At 55.0% G+C, this 21,528-nt stretch carries 24 protein-coding genes, 1 tRNA gene and 1 pseudogene; 20 read left to right on the top strand and 6 right to left on the bottom strand.

What is annotated here, in order from left to right:
* Nucleotides 1–4: 4 nt before the first annotated feature.
* The 3 genes from rsmD to VLV32_01170 are packed head-to-tail and all read left to right on the top strand — an operon-like array spanning nucleotide 5 to nucleotide 1,314.
* Nucleotides 5–550, top strand: coding sequence for a 16S rRNA (guanine(966)-N(2))-methyltransferase RsmD (gene rsmD / locus VLV32_01160; GenBank protein ID HUL40509.1), 546 nt, complete (start codon nucleotides 5–7; stop codon nucleotides 548–550).
* Nucleotides 547–1,029: a pantetheine-phosphate adenylyltransferase gene (coaD, locus tag VLV32_01165; protein HUL40510.1), complete on the top strand. Its 483-nt coding sequence runs from the start codon at nucleotides 547–549 to the stop codon at nucleotides 1,027–1,029. The genes rsmD and coaD overlap by 4 nt, the downstream gene beginning before the upstream one ends.
* Before the next feature lie 18 nt (nucleotides 1,030–1,047).
* A complete protein-coding gene (locus tag VLV32_01170; GenBank protein ID HUL40511.1) occupies nucleotides 1,048–1,314 on the top strand; it encodes a YfhL family 4Fe-4S dicluster ferredoxin in 267 nt (88 codons plus the stop codon).
* 38 nt (nucleotides 1,315–1,352) lie between these two features.
* Here VLV32_01170 and mutM read toward each other — a convergent pair whose 3' ends face one another.
* From mutM to VLV32_01195, 5 genes are read right to left on the bottom strand one after another with little or no spacing between them, the layout of a single operon-like run.
* Nucleotides 1,353–2,168 (bottom strand): bifunctional DNA-formamidopyrimidine glycosylase/DNA-(apurinic or apyrimidinic site) lyase, encoded by an 816-nt coding sequence (gene mutM / locus VLV32_01175; protein ID HUL40512.1) that lies wholly within the window; start codon nucleotides 2,166–2,168, stop codon nucleotides 1,353–1,355.
* A 13-nt stretch (nucleotides 2,169–2,181) separates the two neighbouring features.
* Complete coding sequence (locus tag VLV32_01180; protein ID HUL40513.1) at nucleotides 2,182–3,024, bottom strand: DUF4340 domain-containing protein; 843 nt, start codon at nucleotides 3,022–3,024, stop codon at nucleotides 2,182–2,184.
* Entirely contained in the window at nucleotides 3,021–4,373 is a 1,353-nt protein-coding gene (locus tag VLV32_01185) for a GldG family protein (GenBank protein HUL40514.1), read from the bottom strand. The genes VLV32_01180 and VLV32_01185 overlap by 4 nt, the downstream gene beginning before the upstream one ends.
* 5 nt (nucleotides 4,374–4,378) lie before the next feature.
* Nucleotides 4,379–5,122 carry an ABC transporter permease subunit gene (locus tag VLV32_01190; protein HUL40515.1) on the bottom strand — a complete coding sequence of 248 codons (744 nt, stop codon included), beginning with the start codon at nucleotides 5,120–5,122 and terminating at the stop codon, nucleotides 4,379–4,381.
* A gap of 8 nt (nucleotides 5,123–5,130) precedes the next feature.
* Complete coding sequence (locus tag VLV32_01195) at nucleotides 5,131–6,060, bottom strand: ATP-binding cassette domain-containing protein (protein HUL40516.1); 930 nt, start codon at nucleotides 6,058–6,060, stop codon at nucleotides 5,131–5,133.
* A gap of 140 nt (nucleotides 6,061–6,200) precedes the next feature.
* On the opposite strand from VLV32_01195, the gene VLV32_01200 reads away from it, so the two are divergent.
* The 9 genes from VLV32_01200 (at nucleotide 6,201) to VLV32_01240 (ending at nucleotide 14,923) form a co-directional block, all read left to right on the top strand.
* Nucleotides 6,201–7,943: a tetratricopeptide repeat protein gene (locus tag VLV32_01200; protein ID HUL40517.1), complete on the top strand. Its 1,743-nt coding sequence runs from the start codon at nucleotides 6,201–6,203 to the stop codon at nucleotides 7,941–7,943.
* The gene (lolB, locus tag VLV32_01205; protein HUL40518.1) at nucleotides 7,943–8,557 is read left to right on the top strand and encodes a lipoprotein insertase outer membrane protein LolB; all 615 of its coding nucleotides are present in this window, start codon (nucleotides 7,943–7,945) and stop codon (nucleotides 8,555–8,557) included. Before VLV32_01200 ends, lolB begins: the two co-directional genes overlap by 1 nt.
* Nucleotides 8,554–9,393 (top strand): 4-(cytidine 5'-diphospho)-2-C-methyl-D-erythritol kinase, encoded by an 840-nt coding sequence (gene ispE / locus VLV32_01210; GenBank protein ID HUL40519.1) that lies wholly within the window; start codon nucleotides 8,554–8,556, stop codon nucleotides 9,391–9,393. The genes lolB and ispE overlap by 4 nt, the downstream gene beginning before the upstream one ends.
* A gap of 5 nt (nucleotides 9,394–9,398) precedes the next feature.
* A tRNA-Gln gene (locus tag VLV32_01215) sits at nucleotides 9,399–9,473 on the top strand.
* Between the two features lie 37 nt (nucleotides 9,474–9,510).
* A complete protein-coding gene (locus VLV32_01220) occupies nucleotides 9,511–10,461 on the top strand; it encodes a ribose-phosphate pyrophosphokinase (protein HUL40520.1) in 951 nt (316 codons plus the stop codon).
* Nucleotides 10,462–10,515: 54 nt separating this feature from the next.
* Nucleotides 10,516–11,277, top strand: a complete 762-nt coding sequence (locus VLV32_01225; GenBank protein ID HUL40521.1) for a 50S ribosomal protein L25/general stress protein Ctc — start codon at nucleotides 10,516–10,518, stop codon at nucleotides 11,275–11,277.
* A gap of 90 nt (nucleotides 11,278–11,367) precedes the next feature.
* Nucleotides 11,368–11,958, top strand: a complete 591-nt coding sequence (gene pth / locus VLV32_01230; GenBank protein HUL40522.1) for an aminoacyl-tRNA hydrolase — start codon at nucleotides 11,368–11,370, stop codon at nucleotides 11,956–11,958.
* Between the two features lie 49 nt (nucleotides 11,959–12,007).
* Nucleotides 12,008–13,102 carry a redox-regulated ATPase YchF gene (gene ychF / locus VLV32_01235; GenBank protein ID HUL40523.1) on the top strand — a complete coding sequence of 365 codons (1,095 nt, stop codon included), beginning with the start codon at nucleotides 12,008–12,010 and terminating at the stop codon, nucleotides 13,100–13,102.
* 1,026 nt (nucleotides 13,103–14,128) lie between these two features.
* Nucleotides 14,129–14,923 carry an alpha/beta hydrolase gene (locus VLV32_01240; protein ID HUL40524.1) on the top strand — a complete coding sequence of 265 codons (795 nt, stop codon included), beginning with the start codon at nucleotides 14,129–14,131 and terminating at the stop codon, nucleotides 14,921–14,923.
* Between the two features lie 41 nt (nucleotides 14,924–14,964).
* Here VLV32_01240 and corA read toward each other — a convergent pair whose 3' ends face one another.
* Nucleotides 14,965–15,963: a magnesium/cobalt transporter CorA gene (gene corA / locus VLV32_01245; protein HUL40525.1), complete on the bottom strand. Its 999-nt coding sequence runs from the start codon at nucleotides 15,961–15,963 to the stop codon at nucleotides 14,965–14,967.
* A gap of 146 nt (nucleotides 15,964–16,109) precedes the next feature.
* Here corA and VLV32_01250 point away from each other — a divergent pair, with 146 nt between their 5' ends.
* The 8 genes and pseudogenes from VLV32_01250 to tolA all read left to right on the top strand — a co-directional run bounded on the left by VLV32_01250 (nucleotide 16,110) and on the right by tolA (nucleotide 21,460).
* Nucleotides 16,110–16,838, top strand: a complete 729-nt coding sequence (locus VLV32_01250; protein HUL40526.1) for a YebC/PmpR family DNA-binding transcriptional regulator — start codon at nucleotides 16,110–16,112, stop codon at nucleotides 16,836–16,838.
* A gap of 20 nt (nucleotides 16,839–16,858) precedes the next feature.
* Nucleotides 16,859–17,371 (top strand): annotated as a pseudogene (gene ruvC / locus VLV32_01255) (crossover junction endodeoxyribonuclease RuvC).
* 50 nt (nucleotides 17,372–17,421) lie between these two features.
* On the top strand, nucleotides 17,422–17,997 hold the full coding sequence (ruvA, locus tag VLV32_01260; protein ID HUL40527.1) for a Holliday junction branch migration protein RuvA: 576 nt from the start codon (nucleotides 17,422–17,424) through the stop codon (nucleotides 17,995–17,997).
* A gap of 89 nt (nucleotides 17,998–18,086) precedes the next feature.
* Nucleotides 18,087–19,124, top strand: a complete 1,038-nt coding sequence (gene ruvB / locus VLV32_01265; protein HUL40528.1) for a Holliday junction branch migration DNA helicase RuvB — start codon at nucleotides 18,087–18,089, stop codon at nucleotides 19,122–19,124.
* The gene (gene ybgC / locus VLV32_01270; GenBank protein HUL40529.1) at nucleotides 19,112–19,534 is read left to right on the top strand and encodes a tol-pal system-associated acyl-CoA thioesterase; all 423 of its coding nucleotides are present in this window, start codon (nucleotides 19,112–19,114) and stop codon (nucleotides 19,532–19,534) included. Before ruvB ends, ybgC begins: the two co-directional genes overlap by 13 nt.
* 35 nt (nucleotides 19,535–19,569) lie before the next feature.
* Nucleotides 19,570–20,217, top strand: a complete 648-nt coding sequence (gene tolQ / locus VLV32_01275; GenBank protein HUL40530.1) for a protein TolQ — start codon at nucleotides 19,570–19,572, stop codon at nucleotides 20,215–20,217.
* Nucleotides 20,214–20,636: an ExbD/TolR family protein gene (locus tag VLV32_01280; protein HUL40531.1), complete on the top strand. Its 423-nt coding sequence runs from the start codon at nucleotides 20,214–20,216 to the stop codon at nucleotides 20,634–20,636. Before tolQ ends, VLV32_01280 begins: the two co-directional genes overlap by 4 nt.
* A complete protein-coding gene (gene tolA, locus VLV32_01285) occupies nucleotides 20,636–21,460 on the top strand; it encodes a cell envelope integrity protein TolA (protein ID HUL40532.1) in 825 nt (274 codons plus the stop codon). Before VLV32_01280 ends, tolA begins: the two co-directional genes overlap by 1 nt.
* Nucleotides 21,461–21,528 lie beyond the last annotated feature (68 nt).

Here is a 21,528-nt window from a genome sequence, read left to right on the forward strand (position 1 = left end):
CCTGATGCGGACTCGCGGACGTCTCAGGATCATTGGAGGAACGTGGCGCAGCCGCATTATCCACTTTCCGCCGGCGGCCGACCTGCGGCCCACTCCGGACCGCGTAAGGGAAACCCTGTTTAACTGGCTGGGCCAGGATCTCAGTGGCAAAACCTGCCTGGACTTGTTCTCGGGGAGCGGTGCATTGGGATTCGAGGCGCTATCCCGTGGCGCGCGCAAGGTGGTGATGGTGGAAAAAAACCGCGATGTATTCCAAGCGCTGCGCGATAATGCGCTGAAGCTTCGGGCGCAGAACCTGGAACTGGTGCACGCGAATGCGCTACAATTCTTGAGTGTCGACCGAAACGCGTACCATGTAATTTTTCTCGATCCCCCGTTTCGCAAGAATGGTCTTGGCGGCATTTTGGCGGAAATGCCGCGGCGCCTTGAAGAGGGAGGGCTGGTTTATGTTGAGAGCGGAAATGCTTTTGACGCGCCGGACTGGGAGGTGTGGCGCGAAGGCAGGGCGGGGAAAGTTCATTATCGGCTGCTGAAATGGAAAATAACATGAATAAAGCGGTGTATCCCGGTACATTCGATCCTATTACACGCGGCCATGAAGATTTGGTGCGGCGTGCCACGCACATCTTCGACCAGGTAATTGTCGCGGTTGCGGACAGCCACGGTAAGCAACCTTTTTTTACGCTGGAAGAGCGGATAAAGATGGCGGAAAGGGTGTTAGCGGATTATGAGAGAGTGCATGTGATCGGATTTTCCGGATTGCTCATGGATTTTGTGCGGGGTCAGGGTGCAAACATCATAGTGCGGGGTCTGCGCGCCCTATCCGATTTCGAATATGAATTTCAAATGGCTGGGATGAATCGTAACATGCATCCCGATGTGGAAACGATTTTTATGACGCCATCGGAGCAATACATGTTTATTTCAGCGAGTATGGTGCGCGAGATAGCGGTTCTCGGCGGCAATGTCGGAAAATTCGTACAGCCCTTGATTGCCGAACAGCTGAATGTCAAAATGAAAAAAAGGTAAATGGGTGAGTATGCAGCGATGGCGCTGATGATCACGGATGAATGCATTAATTGCGATGTATGCGAACCGGAATGTCCCAACGGCGCAATTTCGCAGGGCGTAGAGATCTACGTTATAAACCCTGCTCTTTGCACCGAATGCGTAGGACATTACGACAGCCCGCAATGCGTCGAAGTGTGTCCAGTGAACTGCATCCCGCTAAACCCGGATTTTGTCGAAAGCAGGGAACAACTGCAACAGAAATTCCTTGCGCTCACCGTGCAAAAAGGCGTACCGACATCCTAGTCGGTCCGTCGCGGCCTGCGTCTCAACCGCACGCTTATCTACATCTGACAATGCGGGCAATAGAAACTTGAGCGCTGCCCCTGCTTGAACTGCCTGATGCGGGTGCCACAAACTCTACAGGGTTTGCCGGCGCGACCGTAAACCTGGCAGTGCAGTTGGAAATCTCCCAGGACGCCGTCGCAATTGGCAAAGTCGCGCAAGCTGCTGCCGCCCGCTTTAATCGCCCGGCGCAGCGTATTACGCAAGGCTTGCACTAACTTTTCATAGCGTTCGTGACCAATGCGCAATGCGGCTCGCTTGGGATGAATGCGAGCGCGGAACAGCGCTTCGTTCGCGTAGATATTGCCAATTCCCGCTACCACGTGGCTGTCCATCAAAACTTGCTTTATGCTCGTAGCGCGGCTGCGCGTAACGCGGTACAGCCAATTGGCACTGAAAGCGTGAGTCAATGGCTCAGGCCCGAGTTTGCTGAGCAGCGGATGGGAGAGTGGCTCGCTGCTGGTCCAATGTACTGAGCCGAAACGGCGCGGGTCGCGCATTCTGAGCAGTTTGCCGTTATCCAGCAGTAAATCAAAATGGTCATGCGTTTGCGCCGGGACGGACTGATCAAGGAAGCGCAGGCTGCCCGACATTCCAAGATGCATGATCAACGTGCCCCCGCCGCAGCCAATAAGCAGGTATTTGCCGCGCCGCGAGACGTTACGGATTATTTGACCGCTGACCAAGCACGGCAAATTCGCAGCGACATGCCACCGCAGTTGCGGATTGCGAATGACCAGCGTCACGATACGCCTCGCGCGCAAGCGCGGACCAAGACCACGGCGCGTTATTTCCACTTCCGGAAGTTCAGGCATGATTTAAAGCCAGTCACTTCTCCGTTTTAGGGGCTTCGGCAAACGGGTCGAGCAAACGTCTTGCCACATCTTCCGGAAAGCGGTAGGCAATCATTTCATCATCGCGCAGCAGTATCAGTTCCGGTTTTTTCTGCAATATATGCAGCGTTACGCTGCCGCCGTTGTTAAGCGCAATTTTGATCGCCTCGGCATAAGGCGCGGGTTTTGCGGGCACGCTGGCGATGCTGTAAGCATAGTGCCATTCATCGGCAAAGCGGTTTAACTGATCTTGAGAAAGTTCAGCCGGTGCGGGCGACACGTTCCACGCCCCATCTACTCGTCTTAATTTGTATCCCGGCAAATCGAAACCGGTCGGTATCTCGTTTTCCGCGAGCAGCAGGTGATTAAGGAAAGCATTGAGGGGCATCGCAACCGCAGCCCCGTAACGCGGTGGCACCAGATAGACATTATCTGCCGTCGTCACGTATTGTTCCGCGGTCAATGGATTCAGCGCGCCAAAGCCGAACGTCTGCTTTCCCAGTGTCAAAAGCGCCTGCGGCCGGTCCAAATCGAAGCGCGTCAAATCATTCGCCGGGAAACGCTGCCTACTGGTGGCGGAGAGAATTTCCAATAGTTGATCCACCTGAAAGGCATTGGCGCGCGCCGCAAGCGGACGGGTGATGAACCAGTCATGGCCGCGTTTTACTAGGGTAAGCGCCGCAGGCTTGTCTACGGTGATGCTGTTGATTTCCTCTGCCTTCTGTGTTGAGAGCCGGTATTCGCTCGACGCGTTGTTTAGCAATTTGAAATAAAGTGTGGAAGCCAGGCCAGCGACCGCAAGCAAAAGTGCCGTGTTAAGCCAAATTCTCGATTTCATAGTTTACGACGCCGCCACCAGATCACTGCGCCTGTCACCAGGAAGATCAGCGGCATCGCAATCAGAAAACCAAAGGTGATCATAGTCAGCGCGGACCGACCAAGATACAAATTGCTGTCGAGAGTGGCGCGAGGTTGAATGGTAATCAAATCCTCATCCTGCGCCAGCCAATTGATTATGTTGACGCCCAGATCCAGGTTGCCGGCGTTGCCAAGGTAGCTGTTCGCGAGAAAGTCGCCGCCGCCGATTATAACTACGCGTTGCTCGCGGCCTTTAAGTTGCCTGGTTAGCGCAACGCCTATAGTGACCGGTCCCCGGGTATCGCGTTTTTCGTCGAAGCGCGCCGTTTCGTCCGGTTTGCCGTTTTCCACCCAGCCGCGCTGAGCTACTTCTATGAGCTTGATGACCTGCCAATCCTGGTTTTGACCAACGCTCACCTCGCGGGCGAAAGGAAATACCGTGATGAGTTTGAAGTCATTGGTAATTGGGTGCTTGCCATAGCTGGTTGCCAGTGCCCAAGTGGCGGGCGCGTTAAGTTCTTGCGCCGCCGGGTCGATCACGACACCGGGGGTGAGCCTAAGCTTGAGCAAATCGGCAAGCGATTCCAGTCCGTGCAGCGGTTCCTGGTCGATCAACCACAACAGATTGCCGCCTCTGTCGACATAGGATATGAGTTTGGCAACTTCACCGGGAAAGTAATCCACTTGTGGCTGCGTGACGACGACTACGCTGGCATTCTCGGGAACTTGCTGTGCCAATGCCAGATTCAAGCTCGTGGTCTGAAATCCCTTGGCCGCGAGCTGTTTTCCAAAGTCGCCGAAGTCGAAGTTGGCTTTTCCATCGATTTTTCTTTCTCCGTGTCCTTCAATCTGCATTACCAGCCGTTGTCGCGTGCGCGCCAGGCGCATGAGCAGATTGGTGAATGTTTGTTCGTTGAGCGTGGTGAGATGCTCGGATTTAGCCCCGAACTTGACCACCATTTCGCCGTTGACCTGCACTCCGGCCTCTCGAGTGAGTTTTGGCTGCTCTGCAGGATCGACAAATTCCAGAAGGATATCGGGTTTGGCGCGAACATAGGGTTGCATAAAATCCCTGATCAACTTGCGTATGTCCCCGAGCCGCGGATCCTGCTTCGTTGCGAACGCGGTGATGATCACCGGTCCGTGCAATTGGTTAAGCACATTCAGGCTGGCTTGAGTCAACGAGTTGCGGCGGTTCTGGCTCACATCCCACTGCTTGCGGTGATCGCGCGCCACCAGTGACAGCAGGACAACTGCGGCGACCAGCAGCACAAAGAAAAGGCTGTTTTGCAGCAACATCTGGACGCGCAACTTTTTATTAATTTGCATGAATTTCAGCCGCGCAGACGGTCGGCGTCGAGACGCCTGATTGCCAGCGCCACAAAGGTCAAAGTAAAAAGCACTAGGAAGGCAACATCGGCGCTGTCAATTAAGCCGCGGTTGAAACTTTCAAAATGCCTGAGCAGTGAAAACCAGTTTGACAGGCTTTCGGGATTACTTGATGAGACATCGAGAACCCAAAGACCGAGCAGCGCGCCTAACGTACCGACAGCTGCCAGCACCGGGTGCGAGGTGAGGCATGAAATATATAATCCCAGCGCTGCGTAGCAAGCGCTAAGCAGTAACAGCCCCAGCAGGTTCGATGCCAGCACGCCGAAATCGGGCGAGGTGCCCGCATACAAGGAAATTGCCATGAACCCACTAAGGCTTATCAACGCGGCGAGAAACAGCACCAAACCGAGGAATTTGCCGATCACGATTTCGGTCATGGATAGTGGTGCCGACATCAGAAGAGGCATGGTCTGATTGCGCCGTTCTTCGGCGATCAGGCGCATCGAGAGAAGCGGTACCGCCATCATTATCAACACTGCAACGCTGCCAAAAAGCGGAGCGAGGATCACTTCAGTGGCGCCGGGCGGTTGGGCAAGCTGCTCGAGTTGTGGTTGCAACAAAAGAAAAGTATCTAGGCGCGACAGAAAAATCCATGCCAGGAGCAGCTGCACGATGCAAAGAACAAGCCACGCAAGGGGGGCGGCAAACAGCGACTTCAGTTCCTTAGCGGCAAGAGTAAGGATCATGCCGTTTGTTACTGTTGCGTAAGTTGCACGAATACATCCTCGAGACTCGCTTGCTGCCGATTTATCTGGTACAACCCCCAGCCTTGCGCCGCTGCCGCTTTAACCAATTCCTCGCTTGGGTCGGCGTCGGCGACAAATTGTATGTTAAACAAGGTGTCATTAAGCTTATCCACGGTAATTACTCCGGGCAACTGAAGCTGTGCAAGTTCCGGGGGATTGCGCAAACCAAGCTGCAGCGAATGTCCTTCGCGTATGTGTTTTAAGGCTTCGATGCTGCCGCTGTACACATTCTTTCCCAGGTGCATGATTGCTACTCGATCGCACACACTTTCCACTTCTGGCAGTATGTGTGTGGAGAGGATCACACTGTGCGTGCCGCCGAGCTCCCGAATCAAAATGCGGATTTCGCGCATTTGAATCGGATCGAGGCCCACGGTAGGCTCATCCAAGATCACTACTTCCGGTTTATGGAGGATAGCCTGGGCAATGCCGACGCGCTGTTGATAGCCGCGCGACAGGCTGCCGATCAGCTGCTTGCTGACCTCATTCAGGCCACATCGCTGTTTGGCTTGCTCCACGCTAACTTTCAGTGCGGATTTGGCTACGCGATGCAGTCGCGCGGCGAGCAACAGATATTCATCGACATTAAGCTCTCGGTACAGCGGCGGGCTTTCCGGAAGATAGCCGATCAGCTGCTTCGCGGCTTTCGGTCGGTCCAGCAAATCAATGCCGCAGATTTTGATGCTGCCAGCACTGGGCGCCAGATTGCCGGTCAGCATGCGCATGGTCGTGGTTTTCCCGGCCCCATTTGGCCCGAGAAAACCGAGCACTTCGCCCTTTTTAAGTTCTAAATTGATTTCCAGCACCGCGCCGCGCGCGCCGAACCACCGTGATAACTGATGCGCAATAACCGTTGTTGTTGAATTTTGTTGCGCCATTTGCTGGATCAGTTGGATGTGTCCAATTTCTCTTGTAGTGTAACCAAAATATACATAATATGTGGGTAATTTTGAAGAACTATGCGCTTTGACGCTGTTCTGAGTATATGATTCCCTGTACTTGAGTTATCAGCAAAACCATGAACCGTAAATTACTGATCTTGGCCATGCCGGCATTTCTTTTGGCATGTGCCCAACAACCGCACAAATCTGCCAGCGACGTTCCCGCCGTAAATGAAGACGAGCAGCAGGAACAGTCCGCGGGCGCGGTCGCGACCGAAAAGTTGCCCAATGAGGAACTGACGGAAAAAATGCTGTACGAGTTCTTGCTGGGCGAGATAGCCGGCCAACGCGGGCAGCTTGATGTGGCGACTAAGGCGTACGTGGATTTGGCCAAAACAACTCGGGACCCGCGGGTTGCGCAACGCGCCACTGAAATAGCGTTGTACGCTAGGCAGCCCGAGGCCGCGCTACAGGCGGCGAGGGTATGGGCCGAAGTGGATCCAAACTCGACTCCGGCACGGCAGACACTTGTGGCGCTACTGATTAACGAGCACAAACTGGAAGAAGCCCGTCCTCATATTGAAAAGCTGCTCTCCGCGGAAGGACAAAATGTGGGCCAGGGTTTCATGCAATTGAACGGGCTGCTGGCTAAGTATCCGGACAAGGCCGCAGCGCTGAATTTGGTACAGAGCCTCGCGCAACCCTATCCGCAGCTTGCTGAAGCGCATTTTGCAGTAGCCCACGCGGCCTGGAGCGCCGGGGAGTATGATTTGGCGCTGAGCGAGGTGCGCAAGGCACTGGACCTGCGTCCCGAATGGGAACTGGCGGCGCTGTTTCAAGGGCAGATCCTGCAGCACACGTCCAACAAGCTCGCCGCTGACTATTTTCACGACTACCTCAACAGCTATCCCAAGGCGAAGGAGGTACGCTTGAATTATGCGAGACTGCTGGTTGTGGAAAAAGATTACCCTCAGGCGCGCAGCGAATTTCAGAGGCTGCGAAGGGATTTCCCGAATAACGCGGAGGTTTCCCTGGCTGTAGGTTTGCTGTCGATGCAGCTCAATGATTTCGATGCCGCGGAGGAAAGCTTCAAACAGGCGTTAAGTCAGAATTACAAGGACCGCGACAGTGTTCGTTATTATTTGGGCGAGGCTTACGAAGAGCGCAAACATTATGACCAGGCGCTGTACTGGTATGGCAGCGTTGAACGGGGCGAGCAATACCTTCCCGCGCAGATGCGTTATGCGAGCGTGCTCGCGAAACAAGGCAAGCTCGCGGAGGCGCGCAAGTACCTGCATCAGATTCCGGTGCAGGACAACCAGCAAAGAATCCAGATAATTCTAACCGACGCGCAGTTGCTGCGCGAAGCGGGGCATTACCAGGAAGCATTTGATTTGCTCGGGCGCGCCCTACAGAAAAATCCAGATTATCCGGACCTGCTATATGACTATGCGATGGCGGCCGAAAAACTCAATCGGCTGGACGTGCTCGAAGAAAACTTGCGCAAGCTGATCAAGCTGAAGCCTGATTACGCGCACGCTTACAATGCCCTGGGCTACACTCTGGCTGACCGCACCAACCGTCTGAACGAGGCCGAGCAATACATCGAGCAGGCGTTGAAACTTGCTCCGGAAGACCCGTTCATTATAGACAGCATGGGCTGGGTGCAGTACCGGCTGGGGAATCTCAAGGAAGGAACAGCTTACTTACGGCGCGCCTACGCCGACCGGCCCGATCCGGAAATTGCCGCGCATCTCGGTGAAGTGCTGTGGGTTCAAGGCAAGCACGAGGAAGCGGAAACGATCTGGAATGCATCTCTCAAGGAAAATCCCGGCAACGAGGCGTTGCAGAATGTCATCAAGAAATTCGTCAACAAGTAATGAGGAATCTCATCGGGGATTCCCGCGCGCGCTGGCTTGCGCTGTTATTGCTGCTGGGCGCGTGCGCTGCGCCTGCCCCTAAACCCGGTTCTACACCCCCGTCGCGGGCCCAGAGCCTGGCGCTAGCTCAGAGCAGTGGTTTTCAACTCTCCGGAAGAGTAGCCGTCAAATTTGATGAGAAAAATTATTCCGGTGGTGTGCGCTGGACGCATAACGGGGGGGATGATGAAATCTGGATCCTTACACCGCTCGGAAGTGGCGTTGCGCGCATCGTGCGCGACGTCAACGGGGTCAGCCTTACGACCGAAAAGCGAGAAACCTACCGCGCGCAAGATGCGCAGACTCTGACGCACGAAGTATTGGGTTGGAGCTTGCCGCTTTCGGGATTGCAGTATTGGGTGTTGGGAATCGCCGCGCCACAAGGCGCAGCGCACGCACAACGCGACTCGCAGCAGCGCCTGGCAAGCTTAAACCAGGATTCCTGGGAAATCGCTTATCTGCGCTACAAGCCGGAACAGGAAAGCGGGATGCCCGCACGCATGAGGTTGACCCGTGGCGATTTGGAAATCAACTTGATTATCGACGATTGGGTAATTCCCCCGCTCGCGCAATGAGCAGCCTGCAGAGCTATCCGGCGCCCGCCAAACTTAATTTGTTCTTGCATGTGGTCGGGCGCAAGGAAAATGGTTATCACCTGTTGCAAAGCGTGTTCCGCTTTTTGGACTATTACGACTACCTGGGCTTCCGGGTGCGCGAAGACGGTATTATCCGGCGTGCTTACCAGTTGCCAGGGGTCCCGGAGGAACAAGACCTGTGCGTGCGCGCCGCAAGGCTGCTGCAGCGGGCAGCAGATTGTCGGCTCGGCGCAGATCTCATCCTGGAAAAAAAGCTGCCTCTCGGCGGCGGGTTGGGCGGCGGCAGTTCGGATGCTGCGACCACGCTCATGATGCTCAATCGCTTATGGAAGCTGGGTTTCCCGAGGGAGGAACTGCAGGAGCTGGGTTTGCAACTGGGCGCCGATGTTCCGGTATTTGTTTTCGGTCAAAATGCGTTTGCTGAAGGGGTAGGAGAAATACTGCAGCCCGTCAGCCTGGCGCCGGCCTGGTATGTAGTTTTGGTGCCCAATGTCAGCGTCTCAACCGCCGAGATTTTCGCTGATCCTGAATTGACACGGAACACGAATCGCATCAAAATAACCGCCTTTTCCATAGGGCAAGTTCATAACGACCTTGAGCCTGTGGTCTGCCGCAAATACCCGCAGGTGGCGCAACATCTGGAGTGGCTGAAACGGTTCGGCGACGCCAGAGTAACCGGCTCCGGTGCCTGTGTTTTCGCAGAATATGCGACAGAAAGGGAAGCGCGCGAAGTGCTCGCGCAGTTACCGAGGCAGATGAACGGTTTTGCGGCGCGGGGCCTGGACCGGCACCCCTTGCGGGATCTTGCACAGTAGCACTTTGGGGAGTCGCCAAGCGGTAAGGCACCGGATTTTGATTCCGGCATTCGTAGGTTCGATCCCTACCTCCCCAGCCAGATTTTTGCATAATACTGAACGATCGGGGGCAGCGGAGTGGCTTATGAGAATCTGATGGTGTTCACTGGCAACGCCAACCGCAAGCTCGCTGAGCAGGTGGTAAAGCATCTGAACATCCATATCGGGCGTGCCACCGTCGGCCGCTTTAGCGATGGCGAAGTGATGGTGGAAATACTGGAAAACGTGCGCGGCAAGGATGTCTTCGTACTGCAGTCCACATGTTTTCCGCCCAACGAAAACCTGATGGAAGTGTTGGTGATGATCGATGCGCTGAAACGCGCATCGGCAGGACGCATCACGGCAGCGATCCCGTATCTCGGCTACGCGCGGCAGGATCGCAGACCGCATTCGGCGCGGGTGCCGATTACCGCCAAGGTCGTAGCGAACATGCTTACCAGTGTGGGATTGGACCGGTTGCTCACCATGGATTTGCACTCAGAACAAATCCAGGGATTCTTTGATATACCGGTTGATAATATTTACGCCATGCCGCTTTTGCTGGGAGATATTTGGAAACATGATCATCAGAATTTGGTGGTGGTCTCACCCGACGTCGGCGGGGTGGTGCGCGCGCGCGCGGCGGCAACGCCTCTGGAAGCGGATTTGGCGATTATCGACAAGCGCCGTCCCAAGCCGAACGTGGCAAAGGTGATGAACATTATCGGCGAAGTCGAAGGCCGGACCTGTATCATCATGGATGATGTGGTGGATACGGCAAACACGCTGTGCGAGGCCGCCGACGCGCTAAAAGCGCAAGGAGCAGAGAGAGTGGTGGCGTACTGCACGCACCCAGTGCTTTCGGGAAAGGCAGTCGAGCGCATTGATAAATCGGTGCTGGACGAAGTGGTGGTGACCAATACCATCCCTCTGGGCGAAGCCGCAATGAAATGCAAACGCATTCGCTGCCTGAGCGTAGCGGAACTCTTGGGCGAGACAATGCTGCGCATCAGCAACGAAAGCTCGGTGAGTTCGTTGTTTATGGAATAATATTTCTTGGTCTGTGACTTGGAGCAGGCCGGACATCTGGAGAGCAAAATGCAAATTGAAGTGAACGCAACGTCGCGTACCATGCACGGAACCGGTGCAAGCCGCCGCATGCGGCGTGACGGGCGCGTGCCCGGAATACTGTACGGCGGAAAACAAGAGCCGCAGGCAATCGAACTGGATCATAATGCGTTGTACCACCTTCTTAAGCTTGAAGCGTTCCATGCTTCGATTCTCAATATGAACCTGGACGGCAAAAAACAACAGGTGTTGCTGCGGCAACTGCACATGCACCCTTTCAAAATGCAAGTATTGCACGTAGATTTCCAGCGGGTTGCTAAGGACAAGAAAATTTACATAAAAGTACCGCTGCACTTCCTCAATGCGGAAATTGCGCCCGGCGTGAAAGTCGGCGGCGGCATCATTAGCCATGTCATGACCGAAGTTGAAGTTTCCTGTTTGCCCGCCGATTTGCCGGAATATATCGAGGTCGATCTTAAGGACCTTGCGCTCGGCCACTCGGTGCACTTATCGGAGCTCAAATTTCCTAAAGGTACGGAGTCGCCGGCCTTGGCGAAAGGCAACGACGCGGTAGTGGCGACCGTTCAAATACCGAAGGTGGTCGTGGTTGAAGAAGTAGTGGCTGCGCCAGCGGCTGAAGAGGCGGCGGCGGCGGAAGGGGCTGCGGCTGAAGCCGGTGCGGCCGCCGGTGAAAAGAAAGAGGGCGAAAAGGCCGCAACGGGTGAAGCAGTCAAGAAAGAAGGGGCAAAAGCGCCTGAAGCCGGCAAGAAGGAAGGCGGCAAGCCGGAGAAGAAATAATCCTTGCCGTTTGATCTTGCGCAGCCCGCCGGTTAACGAAGCTCTGAACTTGGCGGGCTTTGTTTGTCCGGGACTCGTCCGGAGAAAAACGTGAAACTGGTCGTCGGATTGGGGAATCCAGGCAGGGAACACGCGGCCGACCGGCATAATGCCGGTTACCGCTGGCTTGCGCAGCTCGCCAAAGAGACGCGAGTTACGCTCAAGGTCGAGGCGCGCTTCCATTCGTTGCTGGGAAAATTTATGCTCGATGGCAATGAATGCTGGCTGATGCAGCCGCAAACCTTCATGAACGCAAGCGGGCGCGCGGTCGGAGCATTCGTCAAGTTTTACAAAACTCCCGCGCAGGACATTCTCATAGTGCACGACGAGCTCGACCTGCCGCCGGGCGTGGCGCGTCTGAAACTGGGCGGCGGGGTTTCAGGACATAACGGCTTGAAGGACATTGCGGCGCATTTGGGTACACACGATTTTTGGAGGTTGCGCCTCGGAATCGGGCATCCCGGAGAAAAATTGCTGGTCGTCGATTACGTGCTGGACAAGCCGCGACAAGAAGAGGCAAGCCTCATCGAACAGGCTATCCAGCGAAGCCTTGCAATTTGGCCGCTGCTGGCGGAGAACAAGCATCAGGCTGCAATGCTCAAACTGCACACAAACGCGGGAGGGGTAAGGGGCGAGGAGTGAGACATAATAGAACACAGCACAAGCTTCAGGTTTCGCAGGCAGCCGACTTATGTCCCTGAAGTGCGGAATCGTAGGGCTTCCCAATGTCGGCAAATCCACGCTGTTCAATGCCATAACCCGCGCCGGCGTCGCTGCGGAAAACTATCCATTCTGCACCATTGAACCCAATGTCGGAGTCGTTGAGGTTCCCGACCCGCGGCTCAAGGTGATAGCCGGCATTGCCAAGCCGCAAAAGGTCCACGCCGCGCTCACGGAATTCGTCGACATTGCGGGGCTGGTCGCAGGTGCATCCAAAGGCGAAGGATTGGGCAACCAGTTTCTCGCTCATATCCGCGAAACCGACGGCATCGTTCATGTGGTGCGCTGCTTCGAGAAAGAAAACGTGGTGCACGTAACGGGCAAGATCGACCCCGTTGCCGACATCCAGATCGTAAATACTGAACTTGCGCTCGCCGATTTGGCGACCGTGGAAAAACAGTACGCGCGCTATGCCAAAGCAGCGAAAGCGGGCGGCGACAAGGAAGCGCAGCACATAATTGCCGTGCTCGACAAGATTGAACCGGCCTTGAATCAAGGTAGGCCCGCGCGCGGCGTGCCGCTGGCCAGAACAGAGCAGGCGATGTTGAAGCCGATGTTCTTGTTGACGGCGAAACCGGCGATGTATGTGGCCAATGTCGCGGAACATGGATTCGAGAATAACCCGCTTTTGGACAAAGTTTGCACGCATGCCAATTCGGAGAACGCCCCGGTGATCGCGATTTGCGCGGAGCTGGAAGCCGAGATTGCCGATCTCAGCGAGGAAGACAAGAAGGTTTTTCTTGCGGACATGGGCATGCAGGAGCCGGGATTGAACCGCTTAATCCGCGCCGCATTTGATTTACTGGGTCTGCATACTTTCTTCACCGCCGGCCCACGGGAAGTGCGCGCCTGGACCATCCACAAGGGTGACACCGCATTACAGGCGGCGGGCGAAATTCACACCGACTTCGCAAGAGGTTTTATCCGCGCCGAGGTCATTGCATATACCGATTATGTCGCTTGCAAAGGCGAGCACGGTTCGCGCGAGGCGGGAAAAATGCGTCTGGAAGGCAAGGATTACGTGGTAAAAGATGGAGACGTCATTTACTTCCGATTTAATGTTTAGCAAAACTACTGCGCGGCCGATCTGCGGTGTTGCGCGCTCGCTCAAGGCTCGCCGTACTTTCCTTGTACTGTCTCGCCTTTCGCTCGCCCGCGCCTAGCATCTCGGCCTGCTCGCAACGTTTTGCATAGACCCGCAGTGTGCTAAATTACCGCTTAAGAATTAACTTCCATTTCTGGGTAATGTTTACCCCACATGTACTTCCGATTTTAAAGGCACGTTTCACGTCAGCCCATGAACTGCTGGATCTGCGGTGACGAGGCCGATTCACGCGAACACTTGATCAAAGCGTCGGATTTAAGGTCGGTGTTCGGGAGTGTCACCCAGAAGAAGCCTTTCTATTTCCATGCCAGTGATCACAGAAATCAGCCTATCGTAGGTATCAAATCGGATAAACTAAAATACAACGCCCGAATTTGCAGAAGCTGCAACAACGAACGAACCCAGCCACATGACCGTGCATGGGAACGGCTTTCGGGCTATTTGCGGTCTAGGAACCCGCCAATTCGGCACGGTACCCTTATTCATCTAGAAAAAGTGTTCCCTGGGTCCATAAGACGGTCGATGCTCGGAGTGCACCTTTTTTTCCTGAAGCTTTTCGGGTGCCTCATCGTCGAACATTCAATCCCGCTTGACGTTTCAGTTTTCTCCAGCGCTATTCTTCACGAGGTACCTCATCCAAAGGTACACCTCGTGTATTACAATGAACTCAACGAACCGTCGCGAAAGCGTGTACGCCGAACTTACGTGAAGACTGCCTCCCTCAACGGCCAGATAGTCTATGCGGGGTGGTTTTACTATGTCGGGCGCATTGCCGTAAATATCACTTATTCTGAGCCGACCGAACATCGGAAGGGTCTCGTACACTCGTGGCATCCGTCAACAGTTGGAAAGCGTGTGCGGATCATCGGTCTATGAAACATAAATTAACTACCCAGCCGACTCGTGCAAGCAGCGTTTGGCTCACTTACATGAGACGCTGCTGACCGTAGTCAGGCTTAGCAACAATTTCTTCAAAGGGGAGGCCATGTGAGACTGCGGCTTGCTTATTTATTATTTGCTGTTCAAATCGGTTTGGTCCAACCGGCCCATGGGGAAACAGCGTCGAGAGTAGTTGATATTTCAACTCGCCCCGGTGTAACGCAAAGATTTATTTACATCTCGCCCGCCAGCCCCAAAGCTGCGGTTGTACTTTTCGCCGGCGGAGACGGCGGACTACGGATTTCTTCGGAAGGCACCTTGAAGTGGGGAGCAGGCAATTTTTTGGTTCGTACGCGCCAGCTGTTCGCCGACAAGGGGCTGGCCGTCGCTGTCGTCGATGCTCCTTCCGACCGCCAAAGCTACCCTTACCTCACCGGATTTCGCCAGAAACCGGAACATGTTGCAGACATAAAGGCCGTCATCGCTTGGCTGAAGCAGCAAAACAATCTCCCGGTATGGCTGATCGGTACAAGCCGTGGAACCCAATCGGCTGCGTATATTGCCACTCAACTCAGCCCCGCTAACGGCGGCCCCGACGGATTGGTGCTCACCTCCACGATTTTGACAGACAACCAAAGTCGTCCGGTCACGGATATGGCGCTTGAACAAATCTCGATACCCGTCTTGGTTGTGCATCATGAGCAAGACGGTTGCAAGCTTTGCGCTTATTCTAATATACCGCGCCTCATGGACAAACTGCCTTCCGGCAACAGGAAAGAACTCATCACCATGCACGGCGGCGATGATCGCGGCGATCCTTGCGAAGCTTTTGCCCATCATGGATTTAACGGCTTGGAGAGCGAAGTAGTCGAAAAAATTGCAGCTTGGATTGAAGGCCGTTGAGCCGCCGTTGTTTTCTTTTCATATGTCCGCGCGAAAAGCCTTTAGCGCAGCCATCTGATTCGCCAGAACACGAAAAGCAGGCCAAGTACGATGGCGAGCATGAATACCATTAGCACATAGAAGCTGCCCTCCCATTCCAGGAACGGCATGTGCTTTAAGTTCATGCCGAAGATGCCGGTCAGCAATGTCAGCGGCATGAAGATGGTGGTAATTACGGTTAAGAGACGAATTTGCAGGTTGATGCGGTTGCTGAGACTGGTGACGTAAATATCCATCAGCCCCGCGAGCAGATCGCGTATCGCGTCCAGAGATTCGACGACGTAAACGGTATGGTCGTAGATATCTCGCAGGAAAGGCAGGGTATCATGTGCAATCAGCATGTTCTCGCCGCGCGCAAGCTGGGCCGCCACTTCCCGCAGTGGCAGCACCGCGCGGCGCAGAAACAAGGTTTTTCTGCGAATGCCGTGCAATTCCCTCAATAGCTTCTGCGTGGGGCGCGTGACCACCAAGCTTTCCAGCGCCTCCGCGTGTTCCGCCAGTCCTTCGACACAGGCGAAATAACGGTCGACAACGGAGTCGAGCAGCCCATAAACGAGATAGTCCGCGCCTTTTTTGCGGATCTGACCCTTGGCATTTTTCAACCGCTCGCGCAATGTGGCGAAGGTACCTGTCGGTTTTTCCTGAAAAGAAAGCACATATCCGGTGCCGAGCACGATGCTTACCTGATCTGTCGTAATGATATGGCTTGCAGCGTCGTATTCAACAGCTTTGGCGACGAAGAAAAGATAAGCGCCGTAATCCTCCATTTTCGGCCGCTGGTCAGTGTTGACGATGTCTTCGAGCACCAGCGGGTGCAGGTTGAAGCGCTTACCGATTTCGTCTAGCAGCACAGGATCGTTCAGGCCATACAGGTTTAGCCAGAACGTCCGATCGGAGGTTACGGAAACTTGCGCAATGGACGCGAGCTGCTCTTCTCGGCAATTGTCGGCGCCGTATTCAATCAGCGTGAGTATCGATTTTCCGGCCGCCGGCTTGCCCACGTTACCCTTCGAGCCCGTAGATATTTCCTGCGTAATAGACCCGCTGGGGATGGATTTAATGGCAGCCTCCGCAGTAATTTTAAAAAGGTTGGTCGCAATGTTACCATTACCCGGTTTAGAAGGAGAAAGACGGGATCGAGGTAACCATGTCTGGCCACAGCAAATGGGCGAACATCAAGCATAAAAAAGCTGCTGCAGATGCCAAGCGCGGCAAAATTTTCACGCGCCTGATAAAGGAAATCACGGTGGCGGCGCGGCTTGGTGGCGGTGACCCCGCGATGAATCCAAGGCTGCGCCTGGCGATTGACAAGGCCAGCGAAAATAACATGCCCAAGGATAACGTCGAGCGGGCTATCAAACGCGGCACCGGCGATCTGGAAGGCGTGCATTACGAAGAGGTGCGTTACGAAGGCTATGGCGCGGGAGGCGCTGCGGTTATCGTGGACTGCATGACTGACAACCGGGTGCGCACTGTGGCAGACGTGCGCCATGCGTTCGCCAAGAATGGCGGAAATCTGGGAACGGACGGCTCCGTCGCGTATCTGTTCAAGCATTGCGGGCAGCTGGTGTTCGCGCCCGGCACCAATGAAGACAAACTGATGGAAGCGGCGCTGGATGCCGGAGCGGAGGACGTGATCACCAATGACGACCGAAGCATCGAAGTGATCAGTGCACCGCAAGATTTCGCCACGGTCAAGGATAAGCTGCAAAAGCACGGCTTCAAGTCGGAACTGGCCGAGATCATCATGAAGCCGCTCAATGAAAATCCGCTTAAAGGAGGCGATGCAGCGCGCATGCAAAGACTTCTAGAAGCGCTCGAGGCTCTCGACGATGTGCAGGAGGTTTATACGAACGCGGTAATCAGTGAGCAGTAAGGAGTACGCGGAAACCGAAGATGAAACCGAAAAATCCAGTCACGCAGAACGCCTTACTGCTCTCCGCTCAGTCCGTACGTATTCTGGGCATTGACCCGGGATTGAGAGCCACCGGTTTCGGCATACTGGATAAATGCGGAGCAAAGCTCAATTATGTTACCAGCGGCCGCATCAAAACGGCGGCAGGCGAACTCGCCCCACGCCTCAAGACCATACTGGACGGCGTGAATGAGGTAATTACCCAATACCGACCGCATCAGGTGGCGGTGGAAAAAGTATTCGTCAGCGCTAATCCGCAATCAACGCTGCTTTTAGGCGAAGCACGCGGCGCCGCGATCTGTGCTGTGGTGGAAAAGGATTTACCGTTGTCGGAATACACGGCTTTGCAGGTTAAGCAGGCGGTGGTCGGTACGGGCCATGCTAAAAAAGAACAGGTTCAGGAAATGGTAAGCAGGCTTCTACGCCTGACCGGCATCCCCAGTCTCGACGCGGCGGACGCTTTAGCTTGCGCCATTTGTCATGCGCATGCGGGTTTCGGCAAACTTGGGGCCACGGGTCACAGAATCAAAAAAGGGAGGTTGGTGTGATAGGACGCATCACCGGTACATTAATCGAAAAGCACCCGCCTTTGGTTTTGCTTGACGTGCAGGGCGTGGGTTATGAAATTGACGTGCCGATGAGCACCTTTTACCAATTGCCCTCGATCGGCAGCGAGGTAACGCTGCACACGCATTTGCTGGTGCGCGAAGACGCGCATTTGCTATTTGGTTTCGGCAGCGAAGCGGAGCGCACCGCTTTTCGCCAGTTGCTTAAAATATCCGGAGTGGGCGCGCGCACTGCGCTCGCGGTTTTAAGCGGCTTGAGCGTGGCCGATTTGCAGCATGCGGTTCGCGCGGAAGACAGCGCGCGGCTCACCAAGATTCCGGGCATCGGCAAAAAGACGGCGGAGCGACTGCTTCTGGAATTGCGCGGAAAACTGGAATTTATCCTAAGCCCCGAAGGTGCTCCGCCAGTAATCAGAAGCCAGGATGTTCTCAATGCGCTGCTGGCGTTGGGCTATAATGAGCGCGAAGCTGGGTGGGCAATCGAGCAATTGTCCGACAATTTGCCGGTCGCGGATGGCATACGCCAGGCGCTGAAATTATTGTCGAAGGGGTGAGACGCAACGAGCAAAGAGTCAAGGAGCAGAATACAAATGCACCCGCAGATGCTTTTGCCACCCACCCCTTACGCCAGACCCCTTGCGGAATGATCGAGACCGACCGCCTGATTACCGCTGCACCCCTGTCTCCCCAGGAAGAAGCGCTGGAGCGAACTCTTCGCCCTAAAAGCTTAAGCGAATATATCGGCCAGGAAAAAATCCGCGCGCAACTGGAAGTCTTCATCAAGGCTGCACGCCAGCGCAGCGAGTCGCTGGATCACGTTTTGTTGTTTGGACCGCCCGGACTGGGCAAAACCACGCTCGCGCACATTATCGCGCGGGAAATGGGAGTAAACCTGCGCCACACCTCGGGCCCAGTGCTAGAACGCGCTGGCGATCTCGCAGCGATACTTACCAATCTTGAGCCGGACGATGTTCTGTTTATCGATGAAATCCATCGCTTGAGTGCTGTGGTCGAGGAGATTCTTTACCCGGCTCTGGAAGAGTACCAGATAGACATTATGATAGGTGAAGGCCCGGCGGCCCGTTCGGTGAAACTTGATTTACCGGCATTTACCTTGATCGGGGCCACCACCCGAGCGGGCATGCTGACCAATCCGCTTCGTGACCGCTTTGGCATCGTGGCGCGACTGGAATTTTATTCGGCCGAGGAATTGATGCAGATCGTAGTTCGCTCCGCGCGGCTGCTGAACGTGGAAATCAGCGCTGACGGCGCGCAGGAAATCGCCGGCCGCGCGCGGGGCACCCCGCGAATTGCCAACCGGCTGCTGCGCCGAGTACGCGATTATGCGGAAGTAAAGGCCAAGGGAGCAATCAGCCGCGAAATCGCCGACGCGGCTTTGAGAATGTTGGACGTGGACGCCATTGGGCTCGATGTGATGGACCGCAAACTGCTGCTCGCGGTTATGGAGAAATTCGCCGGCGGCCCGGTTGGGGTGGATAATCTTGCCGCGGCTATAGGAGAGGAGCGCGACACGATTGAAGACGTGCTGGAGCCGTATCTGATCCAGCAGGGTTATCTGCAGCGCACGCCGCGCGGTCGCATGGCGACCGCCATCGCATACCGGCACTTCGGCCTGGCAAGGCCCACAAATAATGCGACCGGCGAGCTGTGGAAGGAGTGACGCCGAGCGGGACATTTAGTTGGCCGATACGGGTCTATTACGAGGACACCGACAGCGGCGGCGTGGTGTACTACGCCAACTATCTCAGATTTCTTGAGCGGGCCCGCGCCGAGTGGCTGCGCTCATTTGGTTTCGAACAAACTGACTTGCTGCATGAACAAGGCGTGATTTTTGTAGTGCGGGCAATCACTGTGGATTATCTCAAGCCCGCGCTGTTCAACGACTTGCTTGGGGTAACGGTAGAACTTGAAGAAATCCGAAAAGGCCAGATCGCGCTGGCGCAAAGCGTGCGCCGCGGGCAGGTGTTGCTGGCAGACGCGCGCGTAAGGCTGGCATGCGTAGGGTCCACTTCCTTCAAGCCCGTTAAAATACCGGCCGCCATAATCGAAAAACTTGGAATGTACCTGTGAAACTCAATATTACTCAGGATTTGACTTTATTCGGAATGGTTGCTAACGCCAGCGTGCTGGTACAGCTGGTCTTGCTGCTACTGCTGCTGGTGTCGCTGATATCCTGGTGGTACATATTCATCAAGATGTTCGTCATCAGTCGCGCTATCCGGCGCACCGAGGATTTCGAAAAGGACTTCTGGAGCGGCAAGGACTTGAACAGCCTATATCAAGCCGTAGTGAACGCGCGGCGCCGCGCGGGCAGCCTGGAAAGAATCTTTGAAGCGGGCTTCCGCGAATTTGCCAAGTTCAAGCACCAGAGGGGCGTGGACATCAGCGTGGTGATGGACGGCACGCGGCGCGCCATGACCGCAACCTACCAAAGGGAGATAGACCGCCTGGAAACCCATTTGTCGTTTCTCGCAACGGTGGGATCGGTGAGCCCTTATGTCGGGCTGTTTGGCACTGTGTGGGGAATCATGAACGCTTTCCGTGGTCTTTCCAATGTGGCGCAAGCCACACTTGCGCACGTGGCACCCGGGATAGCGGAAGCGCTTGTGGCCACCGCCATGGGGTTGTTCGCCGCGATACCTGCGGTGGTGGCTTACAACCGCTATGCGCGCGACATTGAACGCCTTGCGATCCGCTTTGAAAGCTTCATGGAAGAGTTTTCGAATATTCTGCAGAGGCAGACGCACGTATGAGGGAACGTCGCCAGGGACTCCGCCTGATGAATCAAATTAACGTCGTCCCTTATATTGATGTGATGCTGGTCCTGCTGGTCATCTTCATGATTACCGCGCCGCTCATCAATCCCGGGGAAATCGACCTGCCGCAAATCGGCAAATCGCTGACTCCGCCGGTCGCGCCATTGGAAGTTGGCATTAAGGCCAATAACACGCTACTTTTGCGCGACCGGTCGATTTCTCCATCGGAACGCGTGGTGTCCAGGGAAGAACTGATTCAGGCGATCAAAGTGAAGCAGAGCAAAAATCCCGACCAGCCGGTGGTAATCGCAGCGGATAAGAACGTGCGGTACGAAGACGTATTAAAGGTAATGGATATGTTGCAGCAAAATCAGGTGAAAAAAATCGGACTGTTGGTAAAGCCGAGGTCTGGGTGATGCGTTTCACTGGCGAGCCGGAGCCGGGTCGGGGCGCCGCAGCTTTTCTCGCGATACTCATGCACGTCCTGTTTCTAGGATTGCTGGTATTCGGCCTGAGCTGGCAAAGCAGATATCCACAAGTGACCACCGTTGATCTATGGAGCAATCTTCCTGCGCCGCCCCGGCCGGTCGTGCTGCCGCAACCTCCTCATGAAATCGAAGCTGCTCCTCCGCCAAAACCGCAAGTGAAGCCTGAACCTGTGCCCGAGGCAAAGCCGGAAGCAAAACCGGAGCCGAAGCCGGAACCGATCAATCCAGATATTCTTTTAAGACAAAAAGCTGAAAAAGAAAAGGCCGAAAAGGAAAAAGCGGAAAAAGAAGAAGCGGAGAAACTTAAGCTCGAGCAGCAGAAAATCGCCGAAAACAAGCGCAAGATCGAAGCTGAGCAACAAAGCTTTGTCAAAGAGCAGTTGGCCAAGGAAGATGAGGCTTTGCAGTTGCAGCGGGATAAGGAGAATGCAATTCAACAACTGCAGGCCGATCAACAAGCCGCACAAAGTCGCCTGATTGCAGACTACATAAATAAAATCCAGGCCAAGATTCGAAGCTATGTCGTGGTGCCGCCCGACATGAAAGGCAACCCACAGGCAGTATACAAGGTGGTTCTGCTTCCGGACGGCGAAGTATTAAGCGCGCAAATGGAGAAAAGCAGCGGTTTCCCCGCGTATGACAACTCGATTGAGCGCGCCATATATAATGCGCAGCCGCTGCCGCTTCCTTCCGATCCTACCCAGTTCCCAAATTTCCGTGTCCTTGATTTGCGGTTCCGCCCCAACGATTGAGAGCCTCTAACACGGTGAAGCGAATCGTGCCACGGCGTCGGTTTCGGGTACAGGCTGCGCAGCGGGCG

It is taken from the genome of Burkholderiales bacterium (genome assembly GCA_035518095.1).
In the GTDB taxonomy this organism is placed as follows: domain Bacteria; phylum Pseudomonadota; class Gammaproteobacteria; order Burkholderiales; family JAHFRG01; genus JAHFRG01.

Bases quoted from the DNA above. Each gene is read 5' to 3' on its own strand.
- rsmD (HUL40509.1), top strand. From the start codon at position 5: ATGCGGACTCGCGGACGTCTCAGGATCATTGGAGGAACGTGGCGCAGC.
- coaD (HUL40510.1), top strand. From the start codon at position 547: ATGAATAAAGCGGTGTATCCCGGTACATTCGATCCTATTACACGCGGC.
- VLV32_01170 (HUL40511.1), top strand. From the start codon at position 1,048: ATGGCGCTGATGATCACGGATGAATGCATTAATTGCGATGTATGCGAA.
- mutM (HUL40512.1), bottom strand. From the start codon at position 2,168: ATGCCTGAACTTCCGGAAGTGGAAATAACGCGCCGTGGTCTTGGTCCG.
- VLV32_01180 (HUL40513.1), bottom strand. From the start codon at position 3,024: ATGAAATCGAGAATTTGGCTTAACACGGCACTTTTGCTTGCGGTCGCT.
- VLV32_01185 (HUL40514.1), bottom strand. From the start codon at position 4,373: ATGCAAATTAATAAAAAGTTGCGCGTCCAGATGTTGCTGCAAAACAGC.
- VLV32_01190 (HUL40515.1), bottom strand. From the start codon at position 5,122: ATGATCCTTACTCTTGCCGCTAAGGAACTGAAGTCGCTGTTTGCCGCC.
- VLV32_01195 (HUL40516.1), bottom strand. From the start codon at position 6,060: ATGGCGCAACAAAATTCAACAACAACGGTTATTGCGCATCAGTTATCA.
- VLV32_01200 (HUL40517.1), top strand. From the start codon at position 6,201: ATGAACCGTAAATTACTGATCTTGGCCATGCCGGCATTTCTTTTGGCA.
- lolB (HUL40518.1), top strand. From the start codon at position 7,943: ATGAGGAATCTCATCGGGGATTCCCGCGCGCGCTGGCTTGCGCTGTTA.
- ispE (HUL40519.1), top strand. From the start codon at position 8,554: ATGAGCAGCCTGCAGAGCTATCCGGCGCCCGCCAAACTTAATTTGTTC.
- ychF (HUL40523.1), top strand. From the start codon at position 12,008: ATGTCCCTGAAGTGCGGAATCGTAGGGCTTCCCAATGTCGGCAAATCC.
- VLV32_01250 (HUL40526.1), top strand. From the start codon at position 16,110: ATGTCTGGCCACAGCAAATGGGCGAACATCAAGCATAAAAAAGCTGCT.
- ruvB (HUL40528.1), top strand. From the start codon at position 18,087: ATGATCGAGACCGACCGCCTGATTACCGCTGCACCCCTGTCTCCCCAG.
- tolQ (HUL40530.1), top strand. From the start codon at position 19,570: ATGGTTGCTAACGCCAGCGTGCTGGTACAGCTGGTCTTGCTGCTACTG.
- VLV32_01280 (HUL40531.1), top strand. From the start codon at position 20,214: ATGAGGGAACGTCGCCAGGGACTCCGCCTGATGAATCAAATTAACGTC.
- tolA (HUL40532.1), top strand. From the start codon at position 20,636: ATGCGTTTCACTGGCGAGCCGGAGCCGGGTCGGGGCGCCGCAGCTTTT.